General features: G+C 64.2%; 18 protein-coding genes. 3 read left to right on the forward strand and 15 right to left on the reverse strand.

Annotated elements, in window-relative coordinates; translation table 11 throughout:
* On the reverse strand, nt 1-971 hold a 971-nt coding region (gene add / locus NFJ07_RS04075; protein WP_269992688.1), incomplete at its 3' end, for an adenosine deaminase.
* Nucleotides 972-1,202: 231 nt separating this feature from the next.
* On the opposite strand from add, the gene NFJ07_RS04080 reads away from it, so the two are divergent.
* Nucleotides 1,203-1,754 carry a TetR/AcrR family transcriptional regulator gene (locus NFJ07_RS04080; RefSeq protein WP_269993080.1) on the forward strand — a complete coding sequence of 184 codons (552 nt, stop codon included), beginning with the start codon at nt 1,203-1,205 and terminating at the stop codon, nt 1,752-1,754.
* Here NFJ07_RS04080 and NFJ07_RS04085 read toward each other — a convergent pair.
* From NFJ07_RS04085 to NFJ07_RS04150, 14 genes are all read right to left on the reverse strand, one after another.
* A complete protein-coding gene (locus NFJ07_RS04085; RefSeq protein ID WP_269992689.1) occupies nt 1,751-1,876 on the reverse strand; it encodes a hypothetical protein in 126 nt (41 codons plus the stop codon). The two genes, NFJ07_RS04080 and NFJ07_RS04085, sit on opposite strands and share 4 nt — an antisense overlap.
* 268 nt (nt 1,877-2,144) lie before the next feature.
* Nucleotides 2,145-6,287: a discoidin domain-containing protein gene (locus NFJ07_RS04090; RefSeq protein WP_269992691.1), complete on the reverse strand. Its 4,143-nt coding sequence runs from the start codon at nt 6,285-6,287 to the stop codon at nt 2,145-2,147.
* An 827-nt stretch (nt 6,288-7,114) separates the two neighbouring features.
* Entirely contained in the window at nt 7,115-7,354 is a 240-nt protein-coding gene (locus NFJ07_RS04095; protein ID WP_269992692.1) for a hypothetical protein, read from the reverse strand.
* A 701-nt stretch (nt 7,355-8,055) separates the two neighbouring features.
* Nucleotides 8,056-8,865 carry a hypothetical protein gene (locus NFJ07_RS04100; protein ID WP_269992693.1) on the reverse strand — a complete coding sequence of 270 codons (810 nt, stop codon included), beginning with the start codon at nt 8,863-8,865 and terminating at the stop codon, nt 8,056-8,058.
* Between the two features lie 358 nt (nt 8,866-9,223).
* On the reverse strand, nt 9,224-10,276 hold the full coding sequence (locus NFJ07_RS04105; protein WP_269992694.1) for an aldo/keto reductase: 1,053 nt from the start codon (nt 10,274-10,276) through the stop codon (nt 9,224-9,226).
* A gap of 215 nt (nt 10,277-10,491) precedes the next feature.
* Nucleotides 10,492-11,460: an acetylxylan esterase gene (locus tag NFJ07_RS04110; RefSeq protein WP_269992696.1), complete on the reverse strand. Its 969-nt coding sequence runs from the start codon at nt 11,458-11,460 to the stop codon at nt 10,492-10,494.
* Between the two features lie 117 nt (nt 11,461-11,577).
* On the reverse strand, nt 11,578-11,928 hold the full coding sequence (locus tag NFJ07_RS04115) for an L-rhamnose mutarotase (RefSeq protein ID WP_269992697.1): 351 nt from the start codon (nt 11,926-11,928) through the stop codon (nt 11,578-11,580).
* Nucleotides 11,929-11,942: 14 nt separating this feature from the next.
* Nucleotides 11,943-12,689 carry an SDR family NAD(P)-dependent oxidoreductase gene (locus NFJ07_RS04120; protein WP_269992698.1) on the reverse strand — a complete coding sequence of 249 codons (747 nt, stop codon included), beginning with the start codon at nt 12,687-12,689 and terminating at the stop codon, nt 11,943-11,945.
* A 17-nt stretch (nt 12,690-12,706) separates the two neighbouring features.
* On the reverse strand, nt 12,707-13,558 hold the full coding sequence (locus tag NFJ07_RS04125) for a fumarylacetoacetate hydrolase family protein (protein ID WP_269992699.1): 852 nt from the start codon (nt 13,556-13,558) through the stop codon (nt 12,707-12,709).
* Between the two features lie 10 nt (nt 13,559-13,568).
* Complete coding sequence (locus NFJ07_RS04130; protein ID WP_269992701.1) at nt 13,569-14,408, reverse strand: amidohydrolase family protein; 840 nt, start codon at nt 14,406-14,408, stop codon at nt 13,569-13,571.
* A gap of 65 nt (nt 14,409-14,473) precedes the next feature.
* Entirely contained in the window at nt 14,474-15,559 is a 1,086-nt protein-coding gene (locus NFJ07_RS04135; RefSeq protein ID WP_269992702.1) for an enolase C-terminal domain-like protein, read from the reverse strand.
* Between the two features lie 20 nt (nt 15,560-15,579).
* Nucleotides 15,580-16,536 (reverse strand): carbohydrate ABC transporter permease, encoded by a 957-nt coding sequence (locus tag NFJ07_RS04140; RefSeq protein WP_269992704.1) that lies wholly within the window; start codon nt 16,534-16,536, stop codon nt 15,580-15,582.
* Nucleotides 16,533-17,423, reverse strand: a complete 891-nt coding sequence (locus tag NFJ07_RS04145) for a carbohydrate ABC transporter permease (RefSeq protein ID WP_269992705.1) — start codon at nt 17,421-17,423, stop codon at nt 16,533-16,535. The genes NFJ07_RS04140 and NFJ07_RS04145 overlap by 4 nt, the downstream gene beginning before the upstream one ends.
* 131 nt (nt 17,424-17,554) lie before the next feature.
* Nucleotides 17,555-18,874 (reverse strand): ABC transporter substrate-binding protein, encoded by a 1,320-nt coding sequence (locus NFJ07_RS04150; RefSeq protein WP_269992707.1) that lies wholly within the window; start codon nt 18,872-18,874, stop codon nt 17,555-17,557.
* Between the two features lie 148 nt (nt 18,875-19,022).
* Between NFJ07_RS04150 and NFJ07_RS04155 the strand changes: the two genes are divergently transcribed.
* The gene (locus NFJ07_RS04155; RefSeq protein WP_269992709.1) at nt 19,023-19,913 is read left to right on the forward strand and encodes an AraC family transcriptional regulator; all 891 of its coding nucleotides are present in this window, start codon (nt 19,023-19,025) and stop codon (nt 19,911-19,913) included.
* A 133-nt stretch (nt 19,914-20,046) separates the two neighbouring features.
* On the forward strand, nt 20,047-23,460 hold the full coding sequence (locus tag NFJ07_RS04160; protein WP_269992711.1) for a DUF5107 domain-containing protein: 3,414 nt from the start codon (nt 20,047-20,049) through the stop codon (nt 23,458-23,460).
* The last annotated feature ends 192 nt before the right edge of the window (nt 23,461-23,652 follow it).

Here is a 23,652-nt window from a genome sequence, read left to right on the forward strand (position 1 = left end):
ATGTGGTCAAGGACATCGAGTGTGAGTTCTTCAAGGTCAGCTTCGCTGGCGCCGACGGCGTGCGCGTACATCGCGTATTCATCATTGAGATTGGTCTGATCCACTGCCGGGTCATCCGTGTTCAAGGAGACACTGATGCCGGCGGACTTCATCGCGGCGATCGGGTTTTCCGGCGAATTCTCCCAGCCGTGATAGAGGCTTGTGGACCAGCACGCCGCGATGTGCATTCCGGACCCGGCAACCCGCGCCATGAGGTCCCGGTCCGAAGCCAACAAGTACGCGTGGTCCAGGCGTTCACAATGCAGAAGGTCAAGCGTCGTGCCTACGTTCCGCGGCAGCGCCCACTCGCCTGCGTGGGCCGTACGCCGGATCCCATGCTTGCCGGCGAGCCGGAAAGCTTCCTGGAACGCTTCCGGGGGCCCGGTCATCTCATTTGCATCCATTCCGATCCCGACGACTTCATCTCTCGGATTGTCGATCACGGCCTGGACGAGCTGCGTAGCCACGGCAGGTGACTGCTCCCTATTGATCGAGGGGATGAGCCGGCCACCGATGCCGACCTCCTTCTCTGCCTGGCGAAGGCCATCGATGAGCCCATCGACCATCGCGGAATACGGGGTTGCCCAGAAAGCTCCATGCTGGGTCGGGTTGAAGAAGAGCTCCCGGTACCTGATGTTTGCGTTGGTGAACGCATCGATCTGCGCCTCGTAGGCAACGCGGGCGAAGTCGTCGCGGTCCTTGATCGTGGAGACAACCGTGTCAAGAAGCTGCAGCGACGCTACGGCGTGGGGCTGGTACCGGGGATCATATGAGTCGCCACCGTTCACCAGGAATACCCCGTTCTTCGCGGCAAGCTCGCGCAGGGTTTCGATGCGGAGCGTTCCCGCCAGATGGCAGTGAATCTCGGCCTTGGGGAGTCCGCTGATAAATCCGGAGCGCACGGGCCGTGCAAGTTGAATCGTGTCTGGCACTGTCTTCCATTCCTTTTTATTTCATTCGTATGAAATAAATAATCGACCAGACGGCGCGCCTTGTCAATGCCTCACGGGACTCATCTATCCTCAAATCAACATGGTGACCGGCCCGCGGCGCAAGATGCTGCCGTCCGGCCGCCGTTCAGTTCCCAACATTGTGAGGTGCAGGTGCCAAAGATCGTCGATCATCAGAAGCGACGGGCCCGGGTTGCGGAGGTCGTGTGGCGAATGGTCGGCGAGCAAGGACTCGATGCCGTGACAATGCTTAGCGTCGCCCGCGGCTCGGGGCTGTCCGCGGGAACCATTCAGCACTACTTCGCGAACAAGAGCGAGCTTGTCCGGCTCGCAATGTCACAGACCTTTGAGCGCACCGACACCCGGCTGGAAGGAATTGCGAACACCAGCCCGGCAATAGATGCTGTACGCGAAATGGCCTACGCGATCCTTCCGATGGACGATGAACGGCGCAATGACGTCAGCGCCTGGCTCGGATTCGTGGGCAGGCTCGGGGCAGACCCGGCACTGCTGGAAATGTACCAGGCCTACTATGCGCGGGCACGAGAGAGGTGGTGCGCGGTGCTCCGCGAGGGCGTAACGGACGGCAGCGTCCGCCCCGACATCGACATCGCGGCCGAAGCCGACGTCCTGGTTGGCCTTACCGACGGCCTGGCAATGCAAGCCGTCATGGAGGGACTTCCAGTGGAAAGGGTCGAGCAGGCGTTCGAAGCCTACCTCTCCACCCTTCGGGAAGAACCGACGGTCAGCATCCCCGTCCCCTAGACGCGCAGAGACCGGCCTCCAACGGCACCCACCAACGGACCCGCCGCGGCCGGCGTCGAGCTCCGGGCCATCAGCATCCAGAACCGGGCCTCCTTATCGATCCGTTCCTTCTTCGACAACATGCCCAACACCTCACAATAAAAGGGGTGTTGCAACCGATTGAACTCGCCATCGGCTAACGGGCACCAGGGGTGCCATTTAGCGCTGCGAAAATTCCGCCACTTATCGCTGCGAATCACAAGAAACGGCGGGATCGAGGCGAGCTGGGGTCGATGTCCGGATAAAGGATCGTTTGATGAGATTCCCGATTAGGAAGCCAGCCCTTCCGCTTCTGTGGAGCCCTGCTGGACCGGGAAGGCCCTTGGGCCGGCAGGACTCCACATCCGCGGGTTAGCTGCCCGTCGTTGCGAACCAGAGACGGTTGTCGGTTCCTCGAACGAGAACATTCACGGTCGAAGACGTGGCAGCGACCGCGGCCGGTGCGCCGGTGAAGGTCGTTCCGGCTGGTGGTGCGGCGAGGGTGGTGTATGAGGACCAGGCCGTGCCGGTCCAGCTCAACTGCTCCAACGCGCCGTTCGTATCGCGGATGAACACGTCCAGGGTGCCGGAGGCCTTACTGGTTGCGGCCGGGCTGTCGCTAAGGTTCCCGCCGAGGTCCTCCCACGATATGCCCCATGCTCCGCCGGAGTAGTACTTGTGGAGGAGCTGGTTGCTGGTGCTCCGGATGAAGAGGTCCAGACGGCCGGAACCCCACGAGGTCACCGCCGGCGCACCGGTGAAAGAGCTGCCGAGATTGGTGAATGCCGACGCGGTCGTGCCGTTCCAGGTTGTCTGCTCGATCCCGGTTGAGTCGTTCACGAAGACATCCACGGTGCCGGCGGCCTTGCTGGCCGCCGCCGGACTATCGGTGAGGGTCCCGCCGAGGTTGTCCCATCCTGTCTCCCACGCACCGCCGGAGTAGGCGCGGTGGTAGAGCTTGTTGTCGGTGCCGCGGACGAACACATCCAACAGCCCCGCACCGGATGAGGCGACCGCCGGGACACCGGTGAACGTGCCGCCCGTCGGTCCGCCGAGGTTGGTGGACGCCGACCAGGACGAACCATTCCAGGTCGTCTGCTCCAACGCCCCGCTCTGGTCACGGAAGAACGCATCCGACGTGCCCGCCGCCTTGCTCGCCACCGCGGGAGCATCGGCCAAGAAGGATGACCACGCGGCGGAGATGGCCCACGTTGTTCCCCATGTGCTGTTGGCGTAGGAGCGCCGGTACAGGTTTTTGTCAGTGCCACGGACGAACACGTCCAGGGCCCCCGAAGCCGACGAGACCGCGGCCGGTGCACCGGTGAAAGTGCTGCCGGCCGGTGCGCCGAGGGTGGTGTATGAGGACCAGGCCGTGCCGGTCCAGCTCAACTGCTCCAACGCGCCGTTCGTATCGCGGATGAACACGTCCAGGGTGCCGGAGGCCTTACTGGTTGCGGCCGGGCTGTCGCTAAGGTTCCCGCCGAGGTCCTCCCACGATATGCCCCATGCTCCGCCGGAGTAGTACTTGTGGAGGAGCTGGTTGCTGGTGCTCCGGATGAAGAGGTCCAGACGGCCGGAACCCCACGAGGTCACCGCCGGCGCACCGGTGAAAGAGCTGCCGAGATTGGTGAATGCCGACGCGGTCGTGCCGTTCCAGGTTGTCTGCTCGATCCCGGTTGAGTCGTTCACGAAGACATCCACGGTGCCGGCGGCCTTGCTGGCCGCCGCCGGACTATCGGTGAGGGTCCCGCCGAGGTTGTCCCATCCTGTCTCCCACGCACCGCCGGAGTAGGCGCGGTGGTAGAGCTTGTTGTCGGTGCCGCGGACGAACACATCCAACAGCCCCGCACCGGATGAGGCGACCGCCGGGACACCGGTGAACGTGCCGCCCGTCGGTCCGCCGAGGTTGGTGGACGCCGACCAGGACGAACCATTCCAGGTCGTCTGCTCCAACGCCCCGCTCTGGTCACGGAAGAACGCATCCGACGTGCCCGCCGCCTTGCTCGCCACCGCGGCGGGCCCATCGGCGGCGGTTCCGCCGCCCGTCGTCCACGGATTGGCGGCGCCGGTGCTGTCGTGATATGCCTCAAACTCGGAAACCATGAAGGTACCCGCACCGCTGGTGATGTTAAGCCGGAGCTTGGTGGTGTTGACACTGGCGAAGGTGTCGACCTGGCTGACTCCAGGGTAAGCCCCGGTCGTGGCAGTCTGCCAGGCGGCGCCGTCCCAGTAATCAATCGTGTAGTTGTGGATCCGGGAGCCCCAGACTTTCCCTTCCTGCCAGACCACCCGGTTCACGTCGGTCGCGGAGGGGAAGGCCAAGATCAGTGTTGCGTTGGTTGCTCCGCTTGCCGCGGCCCAGCGGGACAGGGTGGAACCGTCGATCGCGTTCGCCGCCGAGTAAGCGCTGCTATATTCGCTGCTGCCCGTCGCTGTGGCTCCGCTGGCCAGGTTGGTTGTCGACGTCGTGGGGTGCAGGCTGCCGGCCCAGTTGTGGACGGTGCCGAAACTGTCCGCCGCATTTGTCTCCAGGCCCGCCGCGTTGATCACGGCCAGCGCGCCTGCAGGCCATGCCTGCCCGACGACCGTGTCGGTATTGGTGCCGTAGGTGTTGATGGACGAGCAGCACGACCTGCTGGTGGTGTTGCTCCAGTTGCCGCTTATGCTGTTGTTTTTTGCCGAGGGGGGCCCCTCATTGACCAGCAGCCAGCTGTTCACTCGATCCACGACATTGGAGCTCACGGTGTAGTGCTGGGTGCCATTGTCGAGGTAGATGCCCCGGGCCGAGCCTCCGTCGGGTGAGTTGGCGTAGTAGTTGTTCTTCTCGGTTGAATTGGGCTGTGACCCTTGCATGTAGACCGCGCCGCCGTCGGACCCTGCCGCCATGAAGTGGTGGACGTAGTTGCCGTCGATCTGGTTATTGGCGGCGATCGTCGGGGTGGTATAGGTGGTGCTTCCCTTCGTCTCCCCGCCGGGCGTGCCCGGGTCGCCGGGTGTGCCTCCGTCGCCGGTGCCTCCCTGATCGGCCCAGCCCCAGCCCCAGCCGATTGACATGCCACTGTAGGGGACGTTGGCAATCTCGTTATGGAGCACCTTGAGGGTGTCCACGAAGCCGGCAAAGAGGCCGACGCCGCCCTGGAACTCGACGGCCACGTCATGGATGTAGTTGTCCTGCACGGTGATGTCGTGCATCCTGTCAGCGGTGTTCGCGGGCCGTTGGTCCTGCGGGGTGATGTCACCGATCTGCACGCCGCTGCCGGACACGTCCGAGATACTGTTGCCAAGAACGGTGATGTTGTAGGAGCTTTTCTCCACGTCCAGCCCGGCACCGCCGAGCCGGGCCAGCGTATTGCCCTGGAAGAGCACGTCATTGGCGTACGCGATATCCACCGCGCCGGGGGTGCGAGCGAACTTGTCGCCCAGGGTGGCTTTGAGCGGAATAGTGGCATCGACGGAGATGAAGTTCGCCTGCGTCTCGGCGAAACCGATACTGGTGCTGGGGCTCGTGCTGGTATCGGAGTTCGGCTGCAGCCATGTCGCATCCGCGAACGTGATGCCAACGAACTGCAGGTCGTGGACCCGGGCAGCCGTTCCGGTTCCGGCGACGCTGAGCAGCTTCTGAACCCCGGGCACGGTCACGACCGCGGCCCCGGCCCCGGTCAGGGTTTCGCCAACTTTGGGCTTGTAGTACAGTGCCGGGGTGCTGTCGCCGGCGACGTTTCCGGTCTTGTCCAAATACCACTGGCCGGGATCAGTAAGCAGCTCATAGGCATTCTCAACATAGGAGATGGTGTTGTTCTGCAGAAATCCGTTGTCGTGTGTGTGGAACCAGCACGGGTTCGCCATAGTGACCGTGTTTCCGGAAACAGAGCCGACCGAGCAGCGCGAGTTCGTCCATGCCACGTTGTAGACAAATTCGATTGATCCCGGGTTCTTGTAAGCCGCCAGCGAGGCCGCGGGTGTTGTGGTGTAACCCGTAGACGTTAGTGTAAAACCTGCCGGATTGAACGCACTCCGGGCCCGCGTGGCGCGTTGGCCGTTGACATAGATCTGTCGCGTGTCGGTGATCCCTGTGGGAACTGGGGCCTTGTAGATGCCGGTGGTGCCGACAGGGGTCCACCCGGTCACGGTCTGTGCACCGCTAAAGACGGGGGGTGCCCCCGCGTCGGCCTGCTGCCACCTGACCTTGAAGCCATCCTGGCCCGAGTCTGCCGGTCCGAACGTCAGCGGCGTGGTACGTGTGTAGGTGCCCCCGGCCAAGTTCACCACGACGTCCCCGGTCCATGGCCGGGCCAAGGCTCGAACCGCGGCCTGGGCCTGGTCCACGGAACACGGGCTGGACTGCACACAGGTCCCCGTACCGGTGGGCGAAACGTAAAGCTGGGTTTGGATGGCGGCGTGCGCGGGCGTGGGGGCCGCCAGTCCGGCGCCGAGGGTTGCAAGGAACGCCGCTAGTATCGCTGCGGCGGGAACGGACCGCCGCGTGGCGGATCTGGACAAGGGAGTGCGGATCATTGGATACTCCTTACTCGGTGGACAGCGAAGCTGCCGGCGACGAATGTTCGCAGCCCTGCTGCTTGACTTAGGGCGTCGCGTTTGCCTGGCGGCCTGCGGAAGATCGCTTCTCCACCCCGCCTAGCAGTGTGAGTCACGTTACAGTTCAGCGTTTCTGGTTATGAGGACAAAACGATTGAATATCTGGACAAACCGATGATTGCCACCCTGACATTGGCCGCGCCGTCGCGGAGTCCACGGCCGGCCGGCGGGGACGCATCGCCACCGGCCGCTCGGCCACGCTCGGAACAGTTGCCGATGCGGCCCGCCGCTCCCTAGACGCCGATGCCAGCGCGTGTCGGGGCTCAAGAAAGGTAACCCGGCGTGCCTTGACAGTGGTTTCGGGCAAGCCAAAGCAGCCCGTCGATGGTTCCCAGTGGATGAGCGGTTCGCGGCGGTAGGCGCGGTGGTCAATCCATAGTCCGAAATAGGCGCACCCGTGCGACCGGCCCAGCCTCTGCTCCACGCCGCCGGAGCGCACAAGAACGCCGTCAAAAACGGGCAGGCCTCCCTGATCCACCGGCCCGCAAACCACCCCAATGGACACGGATCAGGCCGCCGTCCAACAGATCCAACGGGCGCAACCAGACACCCGCATTAAGAGACCGACCCGGGGACTCTCAATGCCCGCCGCCGGCCACAACCTGGCATGGGCCCGAGGAGGCGAAGACCCGGTTGAACCGGTCCGCATCAACGCGCTTCCCGCGCAGAAATTAGTCCTTCCACGAAGGGCCGGATGGACTGGACTGCCACCGAGGGTCCAGCCAGAGCCCGTTGCGGCCTGGGATCTACAGGACGTGGACCCTCACTCCGGGAACTTTCTCTACGATGCGGCGCAGGGTCACGCCGTTCTGTTTGAGCCAGAGAACCAGCCCATCAAAGGTGACGTCGTCGACAATGCCCGCGTCCGCGACCACGCCATGGAACTCAATCTCCACGTTCAGTCCCGTCAGCAGATTCCAGGTGGTGTCGGTAGGAGGTTGGCGGGTCTGGAGTGAGGGAACATCAAAATCCTCGGTGAGGGGCATGGAGTGTCCTTTCCTCGTTTAGCCGAAAGCGTGGCGGACGTTCGGTGTTCTTCAACCCATAAATCCGCTGAAACATCAGCACGATCATGGTGGAATCACATGGTTTGGGGCCGCGGCCACCCCGGGGACGGTGCATCCCGTGTGCGATCCTTTCGGTCACGGGCCCCTGCCTGGCTCATGGTCTCGTCGTTGCCTTGCGGCCTGGGGCGGACCACTTCGTCAACGTGAATCCGTGACTTACGTTACAGTCCGGCGCCGTCCGGCCGGCAGGACAAAACCGTTGAATATCTGGACAAAACACTGGTGGGGGCCGCATGGCGCGCCGGGGATCCGCACCCGGCGCGCACACCCACGCAAGCGTGGCCCTTGACCGGGCACTTCGGCTCTGCTCTTGACCGATGCAGGGCCCGACGGCTTTGTTGTGGCCCACAGTGTTATGACCTACTGTGCGATGACGCGGGTGGGTCCAACGCGCACATCGTCCCGCCATGGGTGATGATTGCCGACTCCAACCTGGATCAATCGAAACGGGTGGGGGCTCCCCGGCATTTCAGTCCGGGTTCTCCGCCATCCGGGGAGCAGTTCAAAAGGCGACTCGGTCGGGGGTCGCTCTTGCGCGGAAAACGTGGAATTGTCGGCCAGATATCAATTGGTCAATTCCAGGGGGTCGTGTCGCGCGGTGATGGGTGGTTCTGGGCAGCCTAGGAGTCGCGGGCATCATCTTCTGCCACGGTTGCCTCCAGATCGATCCACCATTCCAGCGGGTGTCCGGGTTCGAGAACGGCAACCCGGCGGGCGTTGACAGCGGTTTCGAGCGAGTCAAAGTAGCCCGTCGATGGTTCCAGGGCGATGACCGGTTCGCGGCTGTAGGCGCAGCGGTCAAACCATATTCCGAAATAGGGGCACTCGTGCGACCAGCTCAGCCTCAGCTCCGCGCCGCCGGGGCGGACAAGGGCGGAGTCAAAAACGGGGCTGTCGGGGTCGATGTAAAGTTTGCGGCTTCCGCCATTTTCGACGGTGTCGATGGTTGCGAGTTCGTGGCGCCACGGCAGGGATCGGGGCTGGGGCGCCATGACGTCGACCATTGTCTGTACCTCATCCGGGAGTCTGACGTACGATCCGGCCGGTGCGACGAATTGGGGATGCGCGGCCCACAAAAATGGCACACGATCACGAAGCGCCTCCGCGCGATAGGACAGGCGGAGACCGGCCGCGGTTGGCTCGATGCAGCGCTCGAAGTGGTAGTCGAACGATCTCCCCCTGGCGGTGGCGGTCGCTCCGGCGACGTTAAACTCCTCCGTCCACAATTCACCATGGTCAGGGACCGCGACCCCGCCGACCGTGCATTGGTTGATCGAGGGGGCGCATTCGTCCCAGCCCGCCATCTCTGCCTCGGTAAACCGTGCTCCCGGCCGGGAGGGAACGGGGACCGGAGTCGCCGGCTGGGCCAGCCATTCACGTCCACCGCGGTCAAGAAGCGAAACGATCTTTCCCCCACGTGCAGGCACCATCGTTGCACGCAGACCTGGCCCAACGATCTCGGTCCTTGCATCACCCGCCCAATGGCCGGCCTCGGTCGGGCCCCTCATGGGGACGGTACCGGGTCGAGACAGCGGTCTCCGCCGAAAATGGCGGCCGTTGAGCGAGGACGGTTCTCCCTCGATGGTGTCAGGATGGGTGCCACATGGTGGCTGCCCCCGCTGACGGTGTTGCTGGTCGGGTCGAGGACGGCAGATGGACCCGCTACCCGCGCCCCCTTTACAGCGGGACGGGGCCGAGGGATCTCCCCGGGCGTTGCGCCGTGGGCTCGGTGCGCGGGCGGGGAGGCAGCGGCGTGGCTGTGGCTGTGGCTGTGATTGATCAGAGCTGTCACGACCCTGCCATGCCTGTCATTGCGGCGTGGGTTGCATCGGGGCGGATGAGGCCTTTGGCGGCTAGTTCTTGCCAGAGTGCGCCGGGGATCTGCACGTCGAAGAGCGCGACGTTGCGGGTGACCTGTTCAGCGGACCGAGCCCCGACGCAGACGGTCGCCACTGTCGGGTGAAGAAGGGGGTACTGGATCGCTGCTGCCGGCAGCGGCACGGAGTGCCTCTCACAAACGTCTGCGATCGCGTTGACCCGCGCCAGGATATCTTTGGGTGCTGGTTCGTAGTTGTAGGTAGCCTGCGGTGACGGGCGGTCCCGGGCCAGGATGCCGGAGTTGAATACGGCGGCCGCGACGATTGACACGCCGCGACTGGTTGCGGCGGGCAGGAGGTCATCAAGTGGGCCCTGTTCGAGCAGCGTGTATCGACCCGCACACATGATGACGTCCAAGTCGGTGTTGAGCACAAAATCGGTAAGCATCCGGGACTGGTTCATGCCGGCACCGTAGGAGCGGATCAGGCCCTGTGAGCGGAGCTCCTCGAGGGCGGGGAACGCGCCATCGAGGGCCTCGCGGTAATGGTCGTCCGGGTCGTGGACGAACGCAATGTCGATGTAGTCCAGGCCCAGCCTGGACAGGCTCTCCTCGACGCTGCGGAGCACCCCGTCACGGCTGTAGTCCAGCTTTCGCTTCAGCGGCGACACGACGTCGAATCCTTCCGTGTCCGGCTGCATTCCCTCCGGGTTGTCAACCAGGAGGCGACCGACCTTCGTGGAGAGAATGTACTCCCCGCGCGGGTGTTGGGCCAGGGCCGCACCGATGCGCTGTTCTCCGAGTCCAAGTCCGTAGTGCGGGGCGACATCGAAGTATCTGATGCCGGCCTGCCAGGCCGCGTCGACTGCAGCGTAAGCGTCGGCTTCGCTGACCTGTCGCCCGAGATTGGCCAGCGGCGCCACTCCGAACGCATAGGGCCCCACGCGGAGCCCTCCGCGTCCGAGGGACCGTGCATTGCTTTGCGCAACCGGTGCAGCCTTGCCCGGACTGGGGAAGTGTTTCATCAGGCAACCTTCATTCTCTACTGTTCTTCATGGTCCCAGCCGGTCAAGAGTCTGGGGATCGACGGGTCGGGTCCGTCTCTGCCGCGGGAGGTCATCCGGTGAGCATCCGAAACGGGAGGTTCACGCGGCGGCAGGGTGGATTCCAAACCCGCACTCTCGATCGCGGCCAGGCCGATGCGCCACGGCCTGAATCCGGTAACAGGTTCGCGGCGCGGTCACGAATCAAGTTGTCGTTGCAGCCACTCTGCCTGTCGCACCCAGTGGTGCGCCCCTCCGCCCTCGTGCTGGTTGAAGGGGTAGACCTCGATCGATGACGCCGCCGCGTAGTGGTTGTGGGCGGCGAACACCGTCGATGGCGGACAGACCGGGTCAAGCAGGGCAACCGAGAAGAGTGCCGGCGCCGTGGACCGCTTGGCGAAGTTCACCCCGTCGACGTAGGAAAGGGTGTTGAAGGTCTGCTCCACGAGGTCGCGGTGCACCGCGAGGTACTGGACGATCTCCGGATAAGGGCCTTCGCCTGTCATTCCGACGGCCCGTTCGAAGTGGGAGAGGAACGGCACATCGGGCATCACAGCAATGAGGCCCTCGGCAAGTCCGGCTGCGGCCAAGGCAATGCCCCCGCCCTGGCTGCCTCCGCAGACCGCGACACGGTCGGGGTCCACACGGTCGAGAGTGCGGGTGGCGTCGATGGCACGCACGGCATCGGTGTATACGCGCCGGTAGTAGTAGTCCTGGGGTCGTTCGATGCCGCGCGTCATGAACCCGGGTGCTGAGGGCCCCGTGCCGTGGGGGTCCGGCGTGTCCCCGGAGCCCCACGCGCTTCCCTGGCCTCGGGTGTCCATGATGAAGTGGGCGTAGCCCGCGCTGACCCAGGCGAGCCGGTCGTGGGGCAGGCCCCTGCCTCCGCCATAGCCTGCGAATTCGACGACGGCGGCCAACCGCCCCGTCCGGGCGGCGGGAAGAAGGAGCCATGCACGCACAGGCTGACCCGCGAAACCGTTAAAGACAACGTCGTAAACTTCGACCTGGCTGAGCGGGGAGGCAATCCGGGTGAGCTCGGGTTCGGCGGGAAAGCGCCGTGCGTCAGCAAGCGTATTGCGCCAGAAATCGTCAAAGTCGTCGGGCTCGGCGATGGTTGGCCGATATTGCTGGAGTTCGGGAAGTCCGAGGTCGAAGCGGGGCATGGGCTACCTTTCAATTGTTGGTTCGCAAAATGGGGCGGGGTCGCCGAGGCCCGGGGCCCGGCGTGGGTGGCAGCGCCAGCGGCCCGGTTCCATCCATCCCTGGCCATCGCATTGGAATCATCCAGCCGATTGTGACGGCGGTTGTGCGGGAAGTTCCCACACCTGGGACATCCCGTTGTCTGATTGGGCGTCCGAGCCGATGCCGCCTTTCCGGGCTTCGAGCAGCAGGGAGATCCGGCCCTGCCAGATCTCGTCGGCCGGCTCGGTGGCGAGGGAGGCCGCCATGGCCGCACAGTCCTGGACCTCCACACAGTGGAAGAGGTCGTGCCCGTCGCGCCAGATGCGCCAGCTCTTCACCCCGGCACGGCGCAGGGCCGCGTCAAGCTCCGGTGGTATGACGGCGTGGACGGCCTCGTATTCCTCGATCCGCCCCTGCTTGAGGCGGGTATGGAGTGCGATGGTTTCCATGGTCCTGTTCTCCTTTAGTTGCGCGGCGGCAGGCGCAAACCGGCCATGCCGCCATCGACCGCCAGCGCAGTTCCCGTAATGAATGAGGCCTCCTCGGAGGCGAGCCAGATGATCGTCGCGGCGACCTCCCCCGCCGTCGCCAGACGCCCCATCGGCTGCCGCGCTTCCAAACGACGGCGCTCTTCTTGCGCATCGGCGGACCGGTCGAGCAGACGACCCACCCAGGGGGTGTCGACGGTTCCGGGGCAGACACAGTTCACCCGCACCCGGCCGACAAGGTCCGCGGCGCTGGCCAGGGTGAGGGCCTGCACGGCGCCCTTGCTCGCACTGTACAGGGCACGTTGGGGCAGGCCGGCCCAGGCCGCGATCGAGCTGACGTTCACGATCGCGGCCGACGGCGATTTCGTCAGCGCTGGCAGTGCCGCCCGGCTCACTCGCACGGTTCCGATGACGTTGACGTCCAACACGTGTTTCCACTCGTCGTCGTCGTTGTCCCCGATCCCGCCGACAGCCCCGATCCCGGCGCAGTTGATCAGCGCGTCCAGCCGGTCCAGTGGGGCGAGTGCGCCGGTGATGGCGTCCCGTGTTGCGGGGCCGTCGGTGACGTCGACGGTGACGAAGGTGTCCTCTGCGTTGTCGGGGGCGGTGCGGTCCAGGCGGATGACTTTGGCGCCGAGCCCGCTCAGGCGCGTCGAAACCTCCAGCCCGATGCCGCTGGCGGCCCCGGTCACGAGCACATTCTTGCCTTGCCAGGTGGTCACGTTCTTCTCCTGAGGGATCACGGTGCGGGGACGATGCTTTGGCGCTGCGCTCCGAGGCCGCCGATGCGAAGATCGACGACGTCGTTCGCCTTGAGGTATTGCGGGGGTGCCATGCCGAGTCCGACCCCGGCGGGGGTGCCGGTGTTGATGAGGTCCCCGGGCTCCAACACGGTGAATTGGCTGAGGTAGTAGATGAGGTAGGGGATGTCGAAGACCATGTCCTTGGAGGAGCCGCGCTGGCGTGCTTCGCCGTTGACGTCCAGTTCGAGGGTCAGTGCGCCAAGGTCGGCGATTTCGTCCAGGGTCACGAGCCAGGGTCCCAGCGGGTTGAACGTCTCGAACGACTTGCCCTTGATCCACTGCCCGTGGCGTTCGAGCTGCCACTCGCGCTCGGACACATCATGGGAGATGGCCAACCCGGCAATGCAGTCCAATGCGTCCTCCGGGCTCCCCAGATACCGGGCCCGGCGGCCGATGATGACCCCGATTTCCACTTCCCAGTCGGTCTTCGTGCTGCCCCGCGGCAGGTGCACATCGTCGTTGGGCCCGACAACGGTGTGTGCTGACTTGCCAAAGACCAGCGGTTCGGGCGGGATGGTGAGGGAGGATTCGCTGGCATGGTCGGCGTAGTTGATGCCGATGCAGAAGATCTGTCCCGGCCGCGCGACGGGTGCGCCGATCCGCCGGCCCCTCACGTCGAGTTCAGCGAGCTGCCCGGCAGCGATCATTTCGCGCAGGAGCCCCAGCCCGTCCTCTTCAAAGAACGTCCGGTCGAAGTCCACCACGTGGGAGGCCACGTCCAGGACCCGGCCCTCGACCAGCACGGCCGGCCGCTCCTGGCCCTTGGGGCCGATTCGCATCAGTTTCATGGGTGTTCCTTCACAGTGTCAAGTTGTAGGCGGCGGCGGCTGTGCCGCCGAAAATGGCCTGGCGCTCGTCCGCGGAGAGGGCGGCTGTGGCAGTGTCGACCAGGTCGAACACCTCTGCGTAGCTGGCCGCGAGCAGGGATACCGGCCAGTCGGAACCGAACATGCACCGGTCGGCGCCGAATTCCTCCAGCACAGCGTGAATGTAGCGTTCGATGTCCGCCTCCCGCCATCCGGTCCAGGAGGCTTCGGTGACGAGGCCTGAGATTTTGCAGTAGACCTGTTCGTGGCGCGCCAGCCGGCGCAGGCCGGTACGCCACGGGCCCCATTCACCGGCCGCGATGGCCGGCTTGGCCGCGTGGTCGACGATGAGGGTGAGGCCTGGAACGGTTCTGGCAAGCTGTTCCGCCACGGGTAGGTCCGGGCTGTGGATCAGCAGATCATAGGCTAGCCCTGCGTCCCGCACCGCATGCAGTCCGGCCGAAACATCCACCCGGAGAAGCCAGTCCGGGTCAGGCTCGTCATGAAGAAGGTGGCGGATCCCTTTGAGGAGGGGTGTGCGGGCCGTGAGGGCGTGCAGCCTTTCCGCGATCCGGTCGCTGGTCAGGTCGGCCCAGCCAACCACGCCGGCTATCAGCCCGTCCGCGCCGCCGAGTTCCAGGAGCCAGTCGGTCTCCTCATCGCTGCCGAGCGCCTGCACGAGAACCGTGGCCTCCACCGGGGTGCCCGCGATCGCCTGCCGCATGTCCTCGGTGTCGAACGGCCGGCGGATGGCGGCGTGTTCGTCGCTCATCCACGGGTAGTCCCGCATACCCGGGTCCCACAGGTGGTGGTGGGCGTCAATAACTGTCACGGTCAACCTGTGATTTCGTTGTCGTGGTGGAGGGCATGCTGCCTTCCTTAAGGTCCGGGTCCGGGTCAGTCGGCCAGCGTGAGCAAGCCCGAAGGGATGGGGCTCTCGGTCCATCGAGCCTCGAAGCCGACCCCCGGTGCGGTGGGGGCGCTCACGTTCCCGGACGCGTCGACCACAGCTTCGCGGCGGACCGGGTTGGAGTCGACCAATGACTCGTAATAGGTGGTGTTGGAGATGGCCATGCACAGGTGCTCCGCGGCCAGGCCGCCACCGTGGACTTCCGCCCGGAGCAGGAAGGAATCGGCCAGGTGCGCGATCCGCATCGCCCCGGTGAATCCGCCCCGGAGCCCGGTGCTGGTGCGCACGGCCGAGGCACAGCCGCTGGCGATGAAGTCAGCGGTGTTCATGTGCGCGCCCTCGGCTACTTCACCGACGATCAGGGGCACCCGGACGCGTTCGGCGAGCCGTTTGTAGGCGGTGATGTTGAACTCCGGCATCGGTTCCTCATACCAGAGATAGCCGCTGTCGGCCAGGGCGTGGCCCAGGTAGGTGGCGTCGAGCAGGTCAAACCCGGCCGAACCGTCATACATCAGCGGCACCTCGTCACCGACGTGCTCGCGCAGCGCCTCGCACAGGCGGGCATCGGCCCGTGCGTCGCCCCAGGCATGCAGCTTGATCGCCGAATAGCCAAGCTCCAGGCACTGGTCGGCGACGTCGAGGTACTCCTCGGTACTGCCGAAGGTGACGGTGCTCGCGTAGGCCGGGATCGACTCCCGGTACCCGCCCAGCAGCTTGTAGACCGGCAGGCCGGTCTGCTTGCCCGCCAGATCCCACAGGGCAACATCCACGATGCCGAATACCCAGACCGGGAAGCGTTCCATCCGGTCCAGCTCCCAGAGCCGGTGCCACAGGAACTCCCGGGCCATCGCGTCCTTGCCGACGAGCTCCGCGCGCAGCCGCCGATCGACGAAGTCCTCAAGGAGGGCGCCCCGCGGGGCGAAGCTCAGACCGGTGATTCCGGTGTCGGTTTCTAGGACGAGCCAGGCGCCGCTCCCGGCCGGTTCGGAGCCGGGCAGGCCGGCACGCCACTTGAAGGGAGGGGTGTGGGCCGGGAAATCGACGCGGACCACGTGTACAGCGGTGATAAGCAAGGCAGACTCCATTTCGTTGGTTAGCTCTTCACTGAGCCGGAGAGGATCCCGCGGACCAGGTAACGCTGGAAGATCAGGAACAGCAGGGCGATCGGAATGACCACGATGAGACCGGCGAGGGCCACCTCGGGGCGGGTGATCGGCAGGAAACTGCCGCCACGTTCCGGATGCAGGGCCGGCGAGCCGGCCATGAGTGCGCCGAGCCCCACCGGCAGGTTGTACGCGTCCTGGTCAGAGAGCATCACATATGGCAGGAAGTAGTTGTTCCAGTTGGCTACGAAGCTGAAGAACGCGAGCAGCCCGATGAGGGGTTTCGCGATCGGCAACACCACGGAAATGAAGGCCCGGAACTCGGAGCAACCGTCCAGCCGGGCGGCCTCGAGCAGTTCCTTGGGCACGGAGGTGGAGAAGTACACAAAGGCCAGATACACCCCGAACGGGAAGAACGATGCCGGCAGGATCACCGAGGCCGCGGTGTTTGTCAGCCCCACGGCGTTGATCTCCAAAAAGAGCGGCAACACGGTCACGGTCGCCGGCATCACCATCGACAAAAGGGTGAGCGTCAGGATGGTCTTGCGGCCGGGGAAGCGCATGGTCGCCATCGCATAGCCGGCCAGCAGCCCCGTCACGATCGTGATGACCAGCGACCCGGCCGAATAGTAGACGGAGTTTAGCATCCATTTGAACAGGATCCCGCCGCTGTAGGCGGTGAGGTGCTGCCAGGCCGCCGCGAGCCGGTCAAAGGTTCCGAAGGAGAGCGGGAAGTCCCCCAGGATCGCGGCGTCGGTTTTTGTCGGCGTAAGAAGAAGCCAGATCAGCGGGACGAGGCAGAAGATGCCGAAGCCGAACAGGATCAGCAGCCGCAGTATGCTCAGGGGCGCCAGCCGCGGTTTCCATCCCCGGTTCCGGGTCCTTCGCGTCCTTGCCGGCGCGGGCTCCGTCTTTTCGGTCCGTGTGGCAAGGCTGTGGGAACTCATGATTCCACCTCGGTCTTGAAGAAGTCAGTTCGAAACACCAGGAACAGTGCGGCCGCCGCGGAAAGCACCAGCAGTATCACCGACACGGTCGCGGCCTGGGCGAAATCACCCTGGCCGAACGCGAAAGCGAAGCCGAGCTGGTTCAACGACCACCATGCCGATCCGCTCTGGGTGATGGAGTAGAACAGCGACGGCTCCACAAAAATCTGCAGGGCAGCGGCGAAGGCCAGGATCATCATGTAGATGACATACTTGCGGATCAGCGGAAGCTTGATCAGCAGCGCTGTGCCGAACGGGCCGGCGCCATCGAGCTTGGCCGACTCGATCAGTTCCTCAGGGATGCCCTGCAGCGCCCCGAACATGACGACAATCCACTGCCCCACGCCGGTGATGAACGCAACAAGCGCGAAGATCGGTGCCAGGTGAGAACTGGTGAACACGTCGATGGAGTTATGTAGGCCCATCGCATGCAATGCGGGCGCGAACGGGCTCACCTGCGGATCGAGCATAAAATACCAGAGAAGGACGGCTGCGGATCCGGTGACCGCACCGGGCAGGAAAAAGATCAGCCGCATCGTGCTGCTGAGCCGGCCTACCCGTTCGTGCAGCAGCAACGCCAGCAGGATCGTCCCGCAGACCATGACCGGGATCCAGATCACCATGAACAAGGCGACATTTCCGATGGCAGGCCAGAACCGGAAGTCGTGGAGCACCATCGCATAGCTGTCCAGGCCCAGGGATCCGGGGTTCTTTGCGGAGGTGAAAGATTCGTAGATGGCGTAGACCGCCGGCGCCACACCGAAGGCCAACAGCAGCAGCGCATAGGGTGCGGTGAACGCCCAGGCCGTGGCGGACGAACGCGCCGCCGCCCTCCGTGATGTCGTCATCGCATTCCTTTCGCTGATGTCTGACAGGGTGATTTGGGGTGCAATTCGGGGTGTACATGAGGTGGGGGTTGGTGGGGCCGGTTCGGCACCGCCAACCCCCAGGCCGTCATATCAGTCGGTGTACATGGAGCCTACTGGGTCACGGCGTAGCCGGTTGATTGCGCCAGACCTGCCAGCTGGGTCTGCAGATCCGCCAGCGAAGAGGCGACCGACTTGCCGGAGGTGATCGCGGCGACAACCGTCGCGGTGACCGCTGAAATACCGTACCGGGTCGGGTTTTCGGCGGGGTTGATCTTTCCGGCTGCGTCCTGCAGGACGGGGAAGGGGTTCTGGGCATAGAACTTATCCGTCGCCAACCGTGCTGCCCACGCCGTGGCCGCGGGCCCATAGGCCGGGTACGTCGGCGCAGTCGCCTGATAGTCGGTGCTGGTCGCCATCCACTGGGCGATCTTCGCGGCGCCGGCCGTGTTCTTGGAGTGTTGGGAGACCATGTACACCCCGCCGCCCTGCGCGCCGGAGTAGTTCGTGGATTCCCCGGACCACGTCGGCATCGGTGCCGCGGCGATCACGCCTTCGGGGGTACCGAACGAGGCCGCAGGCTTGAAGACAAAGTCACCGAACCAGGAAGCGGCCGGTATCATCAGCACCTTCTGTGCCTTGCCCAGGGCGGCAACGTCCGGGCTGAACGGGCTGGCCTTCGCCACTGAACCGTTGGCCAGCAGCGGATCAATCATGTCCGCCACCCGGGTGCACTTCGGGTCCTTGGTGTTGATCTTCACCTCGGTCTCATTGACGACGGTCTGCAGGGGGCAGCCGCTGGACCACAGGTAGTCGTAGTAGATGTTGACATCGCCGGCCGCGCCGATGATGTATCCGGGGTGCTCGGCGGCGACCTTCTTGCCCAAGGCCTGGTACTCGTCCCAGGTAGTCGGCAGTTTGTAGCCGAACTTATCCATGACCGGCTTGTTGTACCAGAGGACGTCCTGGGCGAGGTCGTTCTTCAGACACACCAGCTTGCCGCTAATTTTGCAGGTGTCGTTGGCCGTTCCAAAGTTCTTCTGGACATCCTGGGGAACCAGGGAGTCCAGCGGGGCGGTGAAGTTGTACAGGCTGCTTGAGAGTGCGGCTGCGTCGTCCGGTGACTGGGAAAAGACGACATCCGGCCATCCCGAGCCGCTTCGGTTGAAGAGCTGGATCTTGGTCAGCAAGGCGGCCGGGTCGTACGTTTCGATCTTCATCTTGACGTCGGGGTTGGCCTTCTGGAACGCTTCAAACCCGGTTTGGCGGGTCGCGTCGGTCCAGACCAGCAGTGTCGCGTTCGGGTCATCGGCCGCCTTTGTCTGCGCCGGCGCACCGCCGGAACATGCGGACAGCGCCAGCAGGGTCGCGGCGAGTAGGACGGCAGCGGCAGCCGCTTTCGTACGGCCTCTGCTCAGTTGGTTCGGGGACATCCAGCACTCCTTTGTGGAAGATCTATATGCTTGCCTGTGGCTCTGTTGCGTGGAGCGGGAACTCTCTTCACTCTGAGCATGTGACACACATTACGGCGGCTTCCCGGCTACGCAACAGGAGAAAGCAATTGACTATCTGGACAAAACAATGATTGAAGTACCGGCTTTGCCGCTGGCCATCCCGGACGGATTCCCCGGTCAGCGGATGTTTGTTCTGCCCCGGCCACGAGTGCGTGAAGCCTTGCGCCAGCCGGGCACAGCACACCTCGTCGTGACCGATTGCGGCTACTTCCCCAAAGCACAATCGCACGGAAGGGTGCGACGTACGCCCATCCCCCAGGCGGTGATCATTGTCTGCACCAGGGGCAGCGGATGGTGCCAGACGGAGGGTGGCCGCTTCACCGTCAAAGCCGGACAGGTCATCATCCTCCCGCCCGGACAACCTCACGCCTACGGTGCCGATACCGCGGACCCCTGGACCCTGTGGTGGATGCACGTCGCCGGACAGGATCTTCCCGAGTTCCTCACGGCGGCGGGAATGACACCCCAGGCACCTGTGCGGGAACTTTCGGACATCTACCGGATCGTTGCACTGCTCACCGAGGTTATCCATTGGATGGAACGAGACTCCACCGCGGCCAGCCTGCTCGCCGCAGCCGGTGCAGCCTGGCATCTTATGGCCCTGCTCGCCTCGGACCGCACAACCTCGGACCGGGGCGGCGTTGCGGTCGACCAAGCCACGGAATATCTGCGGACTCACCTGGGCGAGGCAACCACTGTTGCAGGCCTGGCAGCGATGGCGCGGCTGAGCACTTCCCATTTCGCTGCACAGTTCAAGGAACGCACCGGGTACCCGGTGTTGCAATACCAAACCCAGCTACGGATGGCGAGGGCCCGGGAATTGCTTGACACCACCAATCAGTCCATTGCCTCGGTGGCGCACTCCGTGGGATACCCGGACTCCTACTACTTCTCGCGGAAGTTCAAAGAGGTGCACGGCGTGACGCCGCTGCGGTACCGCAAGGAACACAAGGGCTGACACCAGCGGCCTTCGCCGTTGAAAGCCCAGACGGCCAGGGACGGGACGTTGAAGGCACAAACCGTTGTTTCCTCCAGATATTCGGTTGCTTTCTCCTGTTGTACAAGGGGTCGATGCTCATAGTGTGGCTCGCATGGTCAAAGCCGATATGAGTGTGGACCCACAGTCACACCCACCCAAAGAACTGCACGAAAGCCTTGTTCCTGAGGGACCAACGGACGCCGGGGGGCAGTCACACATAAGGCTGCCTCCCGTTCCGGAGCGCTATGCCGCAGATCCGGTCGCCGCCTGGTCCGAACCGCTCTTGATCGATTCATATCTGCCCGCGGAACCGAGCAGCTATCCGGCGTTCCTGGATTCACGCGTCTACCAGGGATCATCCGGGCGGGTCTATCCGCTGCCATTCCACGAACGCATCAGCCATACCAAACAGCAACACGAATGGCGTGCGGTGCATCTGGAGAACGAGTGGGTGCGGCTGGTAATCCTGCCCGAGCTCGGCGGACGCATCCACATCGGCTACGACAAGACGGCCGACTATGACTTCTTCTACCGAAACAATGTCATCAAACCTGCTCTGGTCGGGCTCGCCGGCCCGTGGCTCTCAGGCGGCGTCGAGTTCAACTGGCCCCAGCACCATCGGCCGGCAACGTTTCTTCCCACGGACTACGCCATCGAGCATGAAGACGACGGCTCCATCACCGTCTGGTGCAGCGATCATGATCCGTTCACCCGCATGAAGGGCATGCACGGAATACGGCTACGGCCGGACAGCAGCGTCATCGAGGCCCGCGTGCGCTTATACAACCGCACCGATGAAACCCAGACCTTTCTTTGGTGGGCGAACGTCGCCGCGGCCGTCAACGACAACTACCAATCGTTCTTTCCGACAGATGTCAACTTCGTTGCCGACCACGCCAAGCGCGCCATGGCCACGTTCCCCGGCGTGAAAGGGCCGTACTACGGCGTGGATTACCCCGCCCAGATTACCGAAGACCGGACGGACGGCGACCGGCTCGACTGGTATCGCAACATCCCCGTGCCCACGTCTTACATGGTCCTCTCAACGGAGGATGACTTCTTCGGCGGCTATGACCACGGCCGGGGCGCAGGTTTTGTGCACTGGGCCGATCGACACATCGCACCGGGCAAGAAGCAGTGGACGTGGGGCAACTCGGACTTCGGCCACGCCTGGGATCGGAACCTCACTGACACCGACGGGCCATACGTTGAGTTGATGGCGGGCGTCTACACCGACAATCAGCCCGACTTTTCGTTCCTAGCACCCGGAGAAACCAAAACGTTCAGCCAGTTCTGGTACCCGATCCAAGACATCGGCCCGGCCCATCAGGCCAACCTGAACGCCGCCGTGCGACTCGACATCGAAGCTGCCGAGACTGGCACACGAATTCGCATTGGCGTCGCCGCAACACGGGCATACGACAACGCCAAAATCACCCTGACGAACCGGGCCGGCACGGTGATCCATCAAGTCCTTGAGGCGATAGGCCCCGGGCAGCCATTCGTGACAGAGTTTGTCACGAATGCCGCCTATTCACTAACCGACGTGACCCTCACTGTGGGCGTCGGCGATTCCGTTCTCATCCGCTGGAGACACCGCGATCCGTCCCCTTCGGACCAGGAGCCGCAAACCGCCACGGAACCGGCGGCACCTGGTGAGATCGGAACCACCGAGGAACTGTTCTACACAGGCCAGTACCTTGAGCAGTACCGTCATGCCACCAGGTCACCGGAACCGTATTGGGAGGAGGCCCTGCGACGTGACCCGGGCGATGTCCGCTCCAACCTCGCGATGGCGGCCAGACTTGAGCGCGGCGCCCAGTTCCCCACCGCCGAAGCACACCTGCGGCGGGCAATCACGCGGCTAACCCACCGGGTATCCAATCCGGCCGACGGCGAGGCGCACTACCGCCTCGGTATCAACCTGGTGCACCAAGGGCGGGACACCGAGGCGCACCCGCTCCTTGCAAAGGCCATATGGAATGCCGCATGGAGAGTGCCCGCCGGCCATGCGCTCGCTCGCCTTCATTCACGTGCAGGTGACTACGAGGCGTGCGAAACGGCTCTGCGCGACGTCCTTCGACTCGATTCCGAGCATTCCCAGGCCACCTGTTTGTTGGTCCTCGTCCTGCGTGCACAAGGCCGCGGCGATGAGGCACAAGCTGTTCTGGAAGCGCAGCTGCAGCGGGACCCGCTGGATCACTGGGCTCTGGATCTCGCTGGCCGTCCGTCTACGACGGATGCCCCCACCCTGCTCGATGTGGCGCTCGAGTATGCGGAAACCGGATTCCTTGACGCCTCGTTGCGGGTACTGGGCCTGGCGGCCGCGGCCTCCGGTTGGACTGCATTGGGTCAGGTGCAGGTCGGGCCCCTCGTCCACTATCACCGGGCCCGGATTCTCTATTCCCTGGGCCGACGGCGGGAGGCGCTTGAGGCACTTGCGGTCGCGAAAACCACCGACGCGCGACACTGTCTCCCGTCCAGGCTCGCCGATGTCAGTGTCCTGAAGGCCGCGCTTAGGACGGACGAGCATGATGGACGGGCTGCCGCCTTGCTTGGAAGCTGGCACTACGACAAAGGCTCGTATTACACCGCCATCGCACTTTGGAAGCAGGCCGCTGACAACGCTCCCAACGCGGAAGATGCGGCCATTGTGCATCGTAATCTCGGTATCGCCGCCTACAACGTGCTCGGCGACACAAGGCAGGCCGTCGACCATTTCGAGATTGCCCTGGCCGTGGCTGGAGGTGATGCGAAGCTGTTGTACGAGTACGACCAATTGCTGCTTCGGACCGATGCCAGGGACTCCTCACGGCTCGCGCTGCTTGAGAGCCACCCCGGTCTGGTGGCGTCGCGCGACGACCTCACGATAGTTTATGCGAACCTTTTGACGCTCAATGGCCGCGCTGCACGCGCCCGTGAACTCCTGCTGAACCGCTGCTTCCAACCCTGGGAGGGCGGCGAAGGCCAAGTACTCGACGCCTGGGAACAATCGAACAAGGCCTTGGCGGCAGATGCACTGGAGTCAGGCGACCCCGAGACGGCACGTCAGTTCATTGGGAGCGCGCTACAGCCCCCGCAGAGTCTCGGCGAGGGCAGACACCCCCTCGCCAACACTGCAGACCTCTACTGGCTTCACGGTGAAGCGTACGCCCGGCTCGGTGACGACGCCTCAGCACGGGCCTGGTGGCAGACCGCCGCGGATTCCGTCGGTGATTTCGTGAACATGAGCACAAAACGGTTTAGCACGAACACGTTCTGGTCGATCCTGGCTCTGCGCCGCCTGGGGAGAACCCAAGCTGCCAAGGAGCTCGCAGAGGACCTCGGCAGCTACGTGAACGAGCTTGCAAGCACCCCTGCGACGGTTGACTTCTTCGCGACGTCGCTGCCGTCGATGCTGCTCTTCCACGACGACCCCCAGGAAGCCCGTAATAGGGAAGTCGAAGTCCTGACGGCGCAATTGGCGGAGCTCGCTGCGAGCAATGACCAGCCCAGTGGGAAGTTAGCTCAGCCATTCCCCGCCTGACCGACTCCGTCCCGTACCATCCGGTCCTCACGGCAAAGAGGGTCACCGAAGCCCGGAGAAATTAGGGCGGTGCCCGGCCGTGAAGGCGGTGGGGGATGGTAAATGTCGCGAGTATGTTCCGACTGGACTTGTCCAGTCTTACGGCCTGCCGTTGTCGCTGCCTGGGCCTGTTGAAACCTTGAGCAGCGGTCT

This window comes from Arthrobacter sp. B2a2-09, from assembly GCF_027587375.1.
In the GTDB taxonomy this organism is placed as follows: Bacteria; Actinomycetota; Actinomycetes; order Actinomycetales; family Micrococcaceae; genus Arthrobacter.

Bases quoted from the DNA above. Each gene is read 5' to 3' on its own strand.
- NFJ07_RS04080 (WP_269993080.1), top strand. From the start codon at position 1,203: ATGGTCGGCGAGCAAGGACTCGATGCCGTGACAATGCTTAGCGTCGCC.
- NFJ07_RS04095 (WP_269992692.1), bottom strand. From the start codon at position 7,354: ATGCCCCTCACCGAGGATTTTGATGTTCCCTCACTCCAGACCCGCCAA.
- NFJ07_RS04110 (WP_269992696.1), bottom strand. From the start codon at position 11,460: ATGCCCCGCTTCGACCTCGGACTTCCCGAACTCCAGCAATATCGGCCA.
- NFJ07_RS04090 (WP_269992691.1), bottom strand. From the start codon at position 6,287: ATGATCCGCACTCCCTTGTCCAGATCCGCCACGCGGCGGTCCGTTCCC.
- NFJ07_RS04085 (WP_269992689.1), bottom strand. From the start codon at position 1,876: ATGTTGTCGAAGAAGGAACGGATCGATAAGGAGGCCCGGTTCTGGATG.
- NFJ07_RS04160 (WP_269992711.1), top strand. From the start codon at position 20,047: ATGGTCAAAGCCGATATGAGTGTGGACCCACAGTCACACCCACCCAAA.
- NFJ07_RS04100 (WP_269992693.1), bottom strand. From the start codon at position 8,865: ATGGTGCCTGCACGTGGGGGAAAGATCGTTTCGCTTCTTGACCGCGGT.
- NFJ07_RS04105 (WP_269992694.1), bottom strand. From the start codon at position 10,276: ATGAAACACTTCCCCAGTCCGGGCAAGGCTGCACCGGTTGCGCAAAGC.
- NFJ07_RS04140 (WP_269992704.1), bottom strand. From the start codon at position 16,536: ATGAGTTCCCACAGCCTTGCCACACGGACCGAAAAGACGGAGCCCGCG.
- NFJ07_RS04155 (WP_269992709.1), top strand. From the start codon at position 19,023: ATGATTGAAGTACCGGCTTTGCCGCTGGCCATCCCGGACGGATTCCCC.
- NFJ07_RS04125 (WP_269992699.1), bottom strand. From the start codon at position 13,558: ATGAAACTGATGCGAATCGGCCCCAAGGGCCAGGAGCGGCCGGCCGTG.
- NFJ07_RS04145 (WP_269992705.1), bottom strand. From the start codon at position 17,423: ATGACGACATCACGGAGGGCGGCGGCGCGTTCGTCCGCCACGGCCTGG.
- NFJ07_RS04115 (WP_269992697.1), bottom strand. From the start codon at position 11,928: ATGGAAACCATCGCACTCCATACCCGCCTCAAGCAGGGGCGGATCGAG.
- NFJ07_RS04150 (WP_269992707.1), bottom strand. From the start codon at position 18,874: ATGTCCCCGAACCAACTGAGCAGAGGCCGTACGAAAGCGGCTGCCGCT.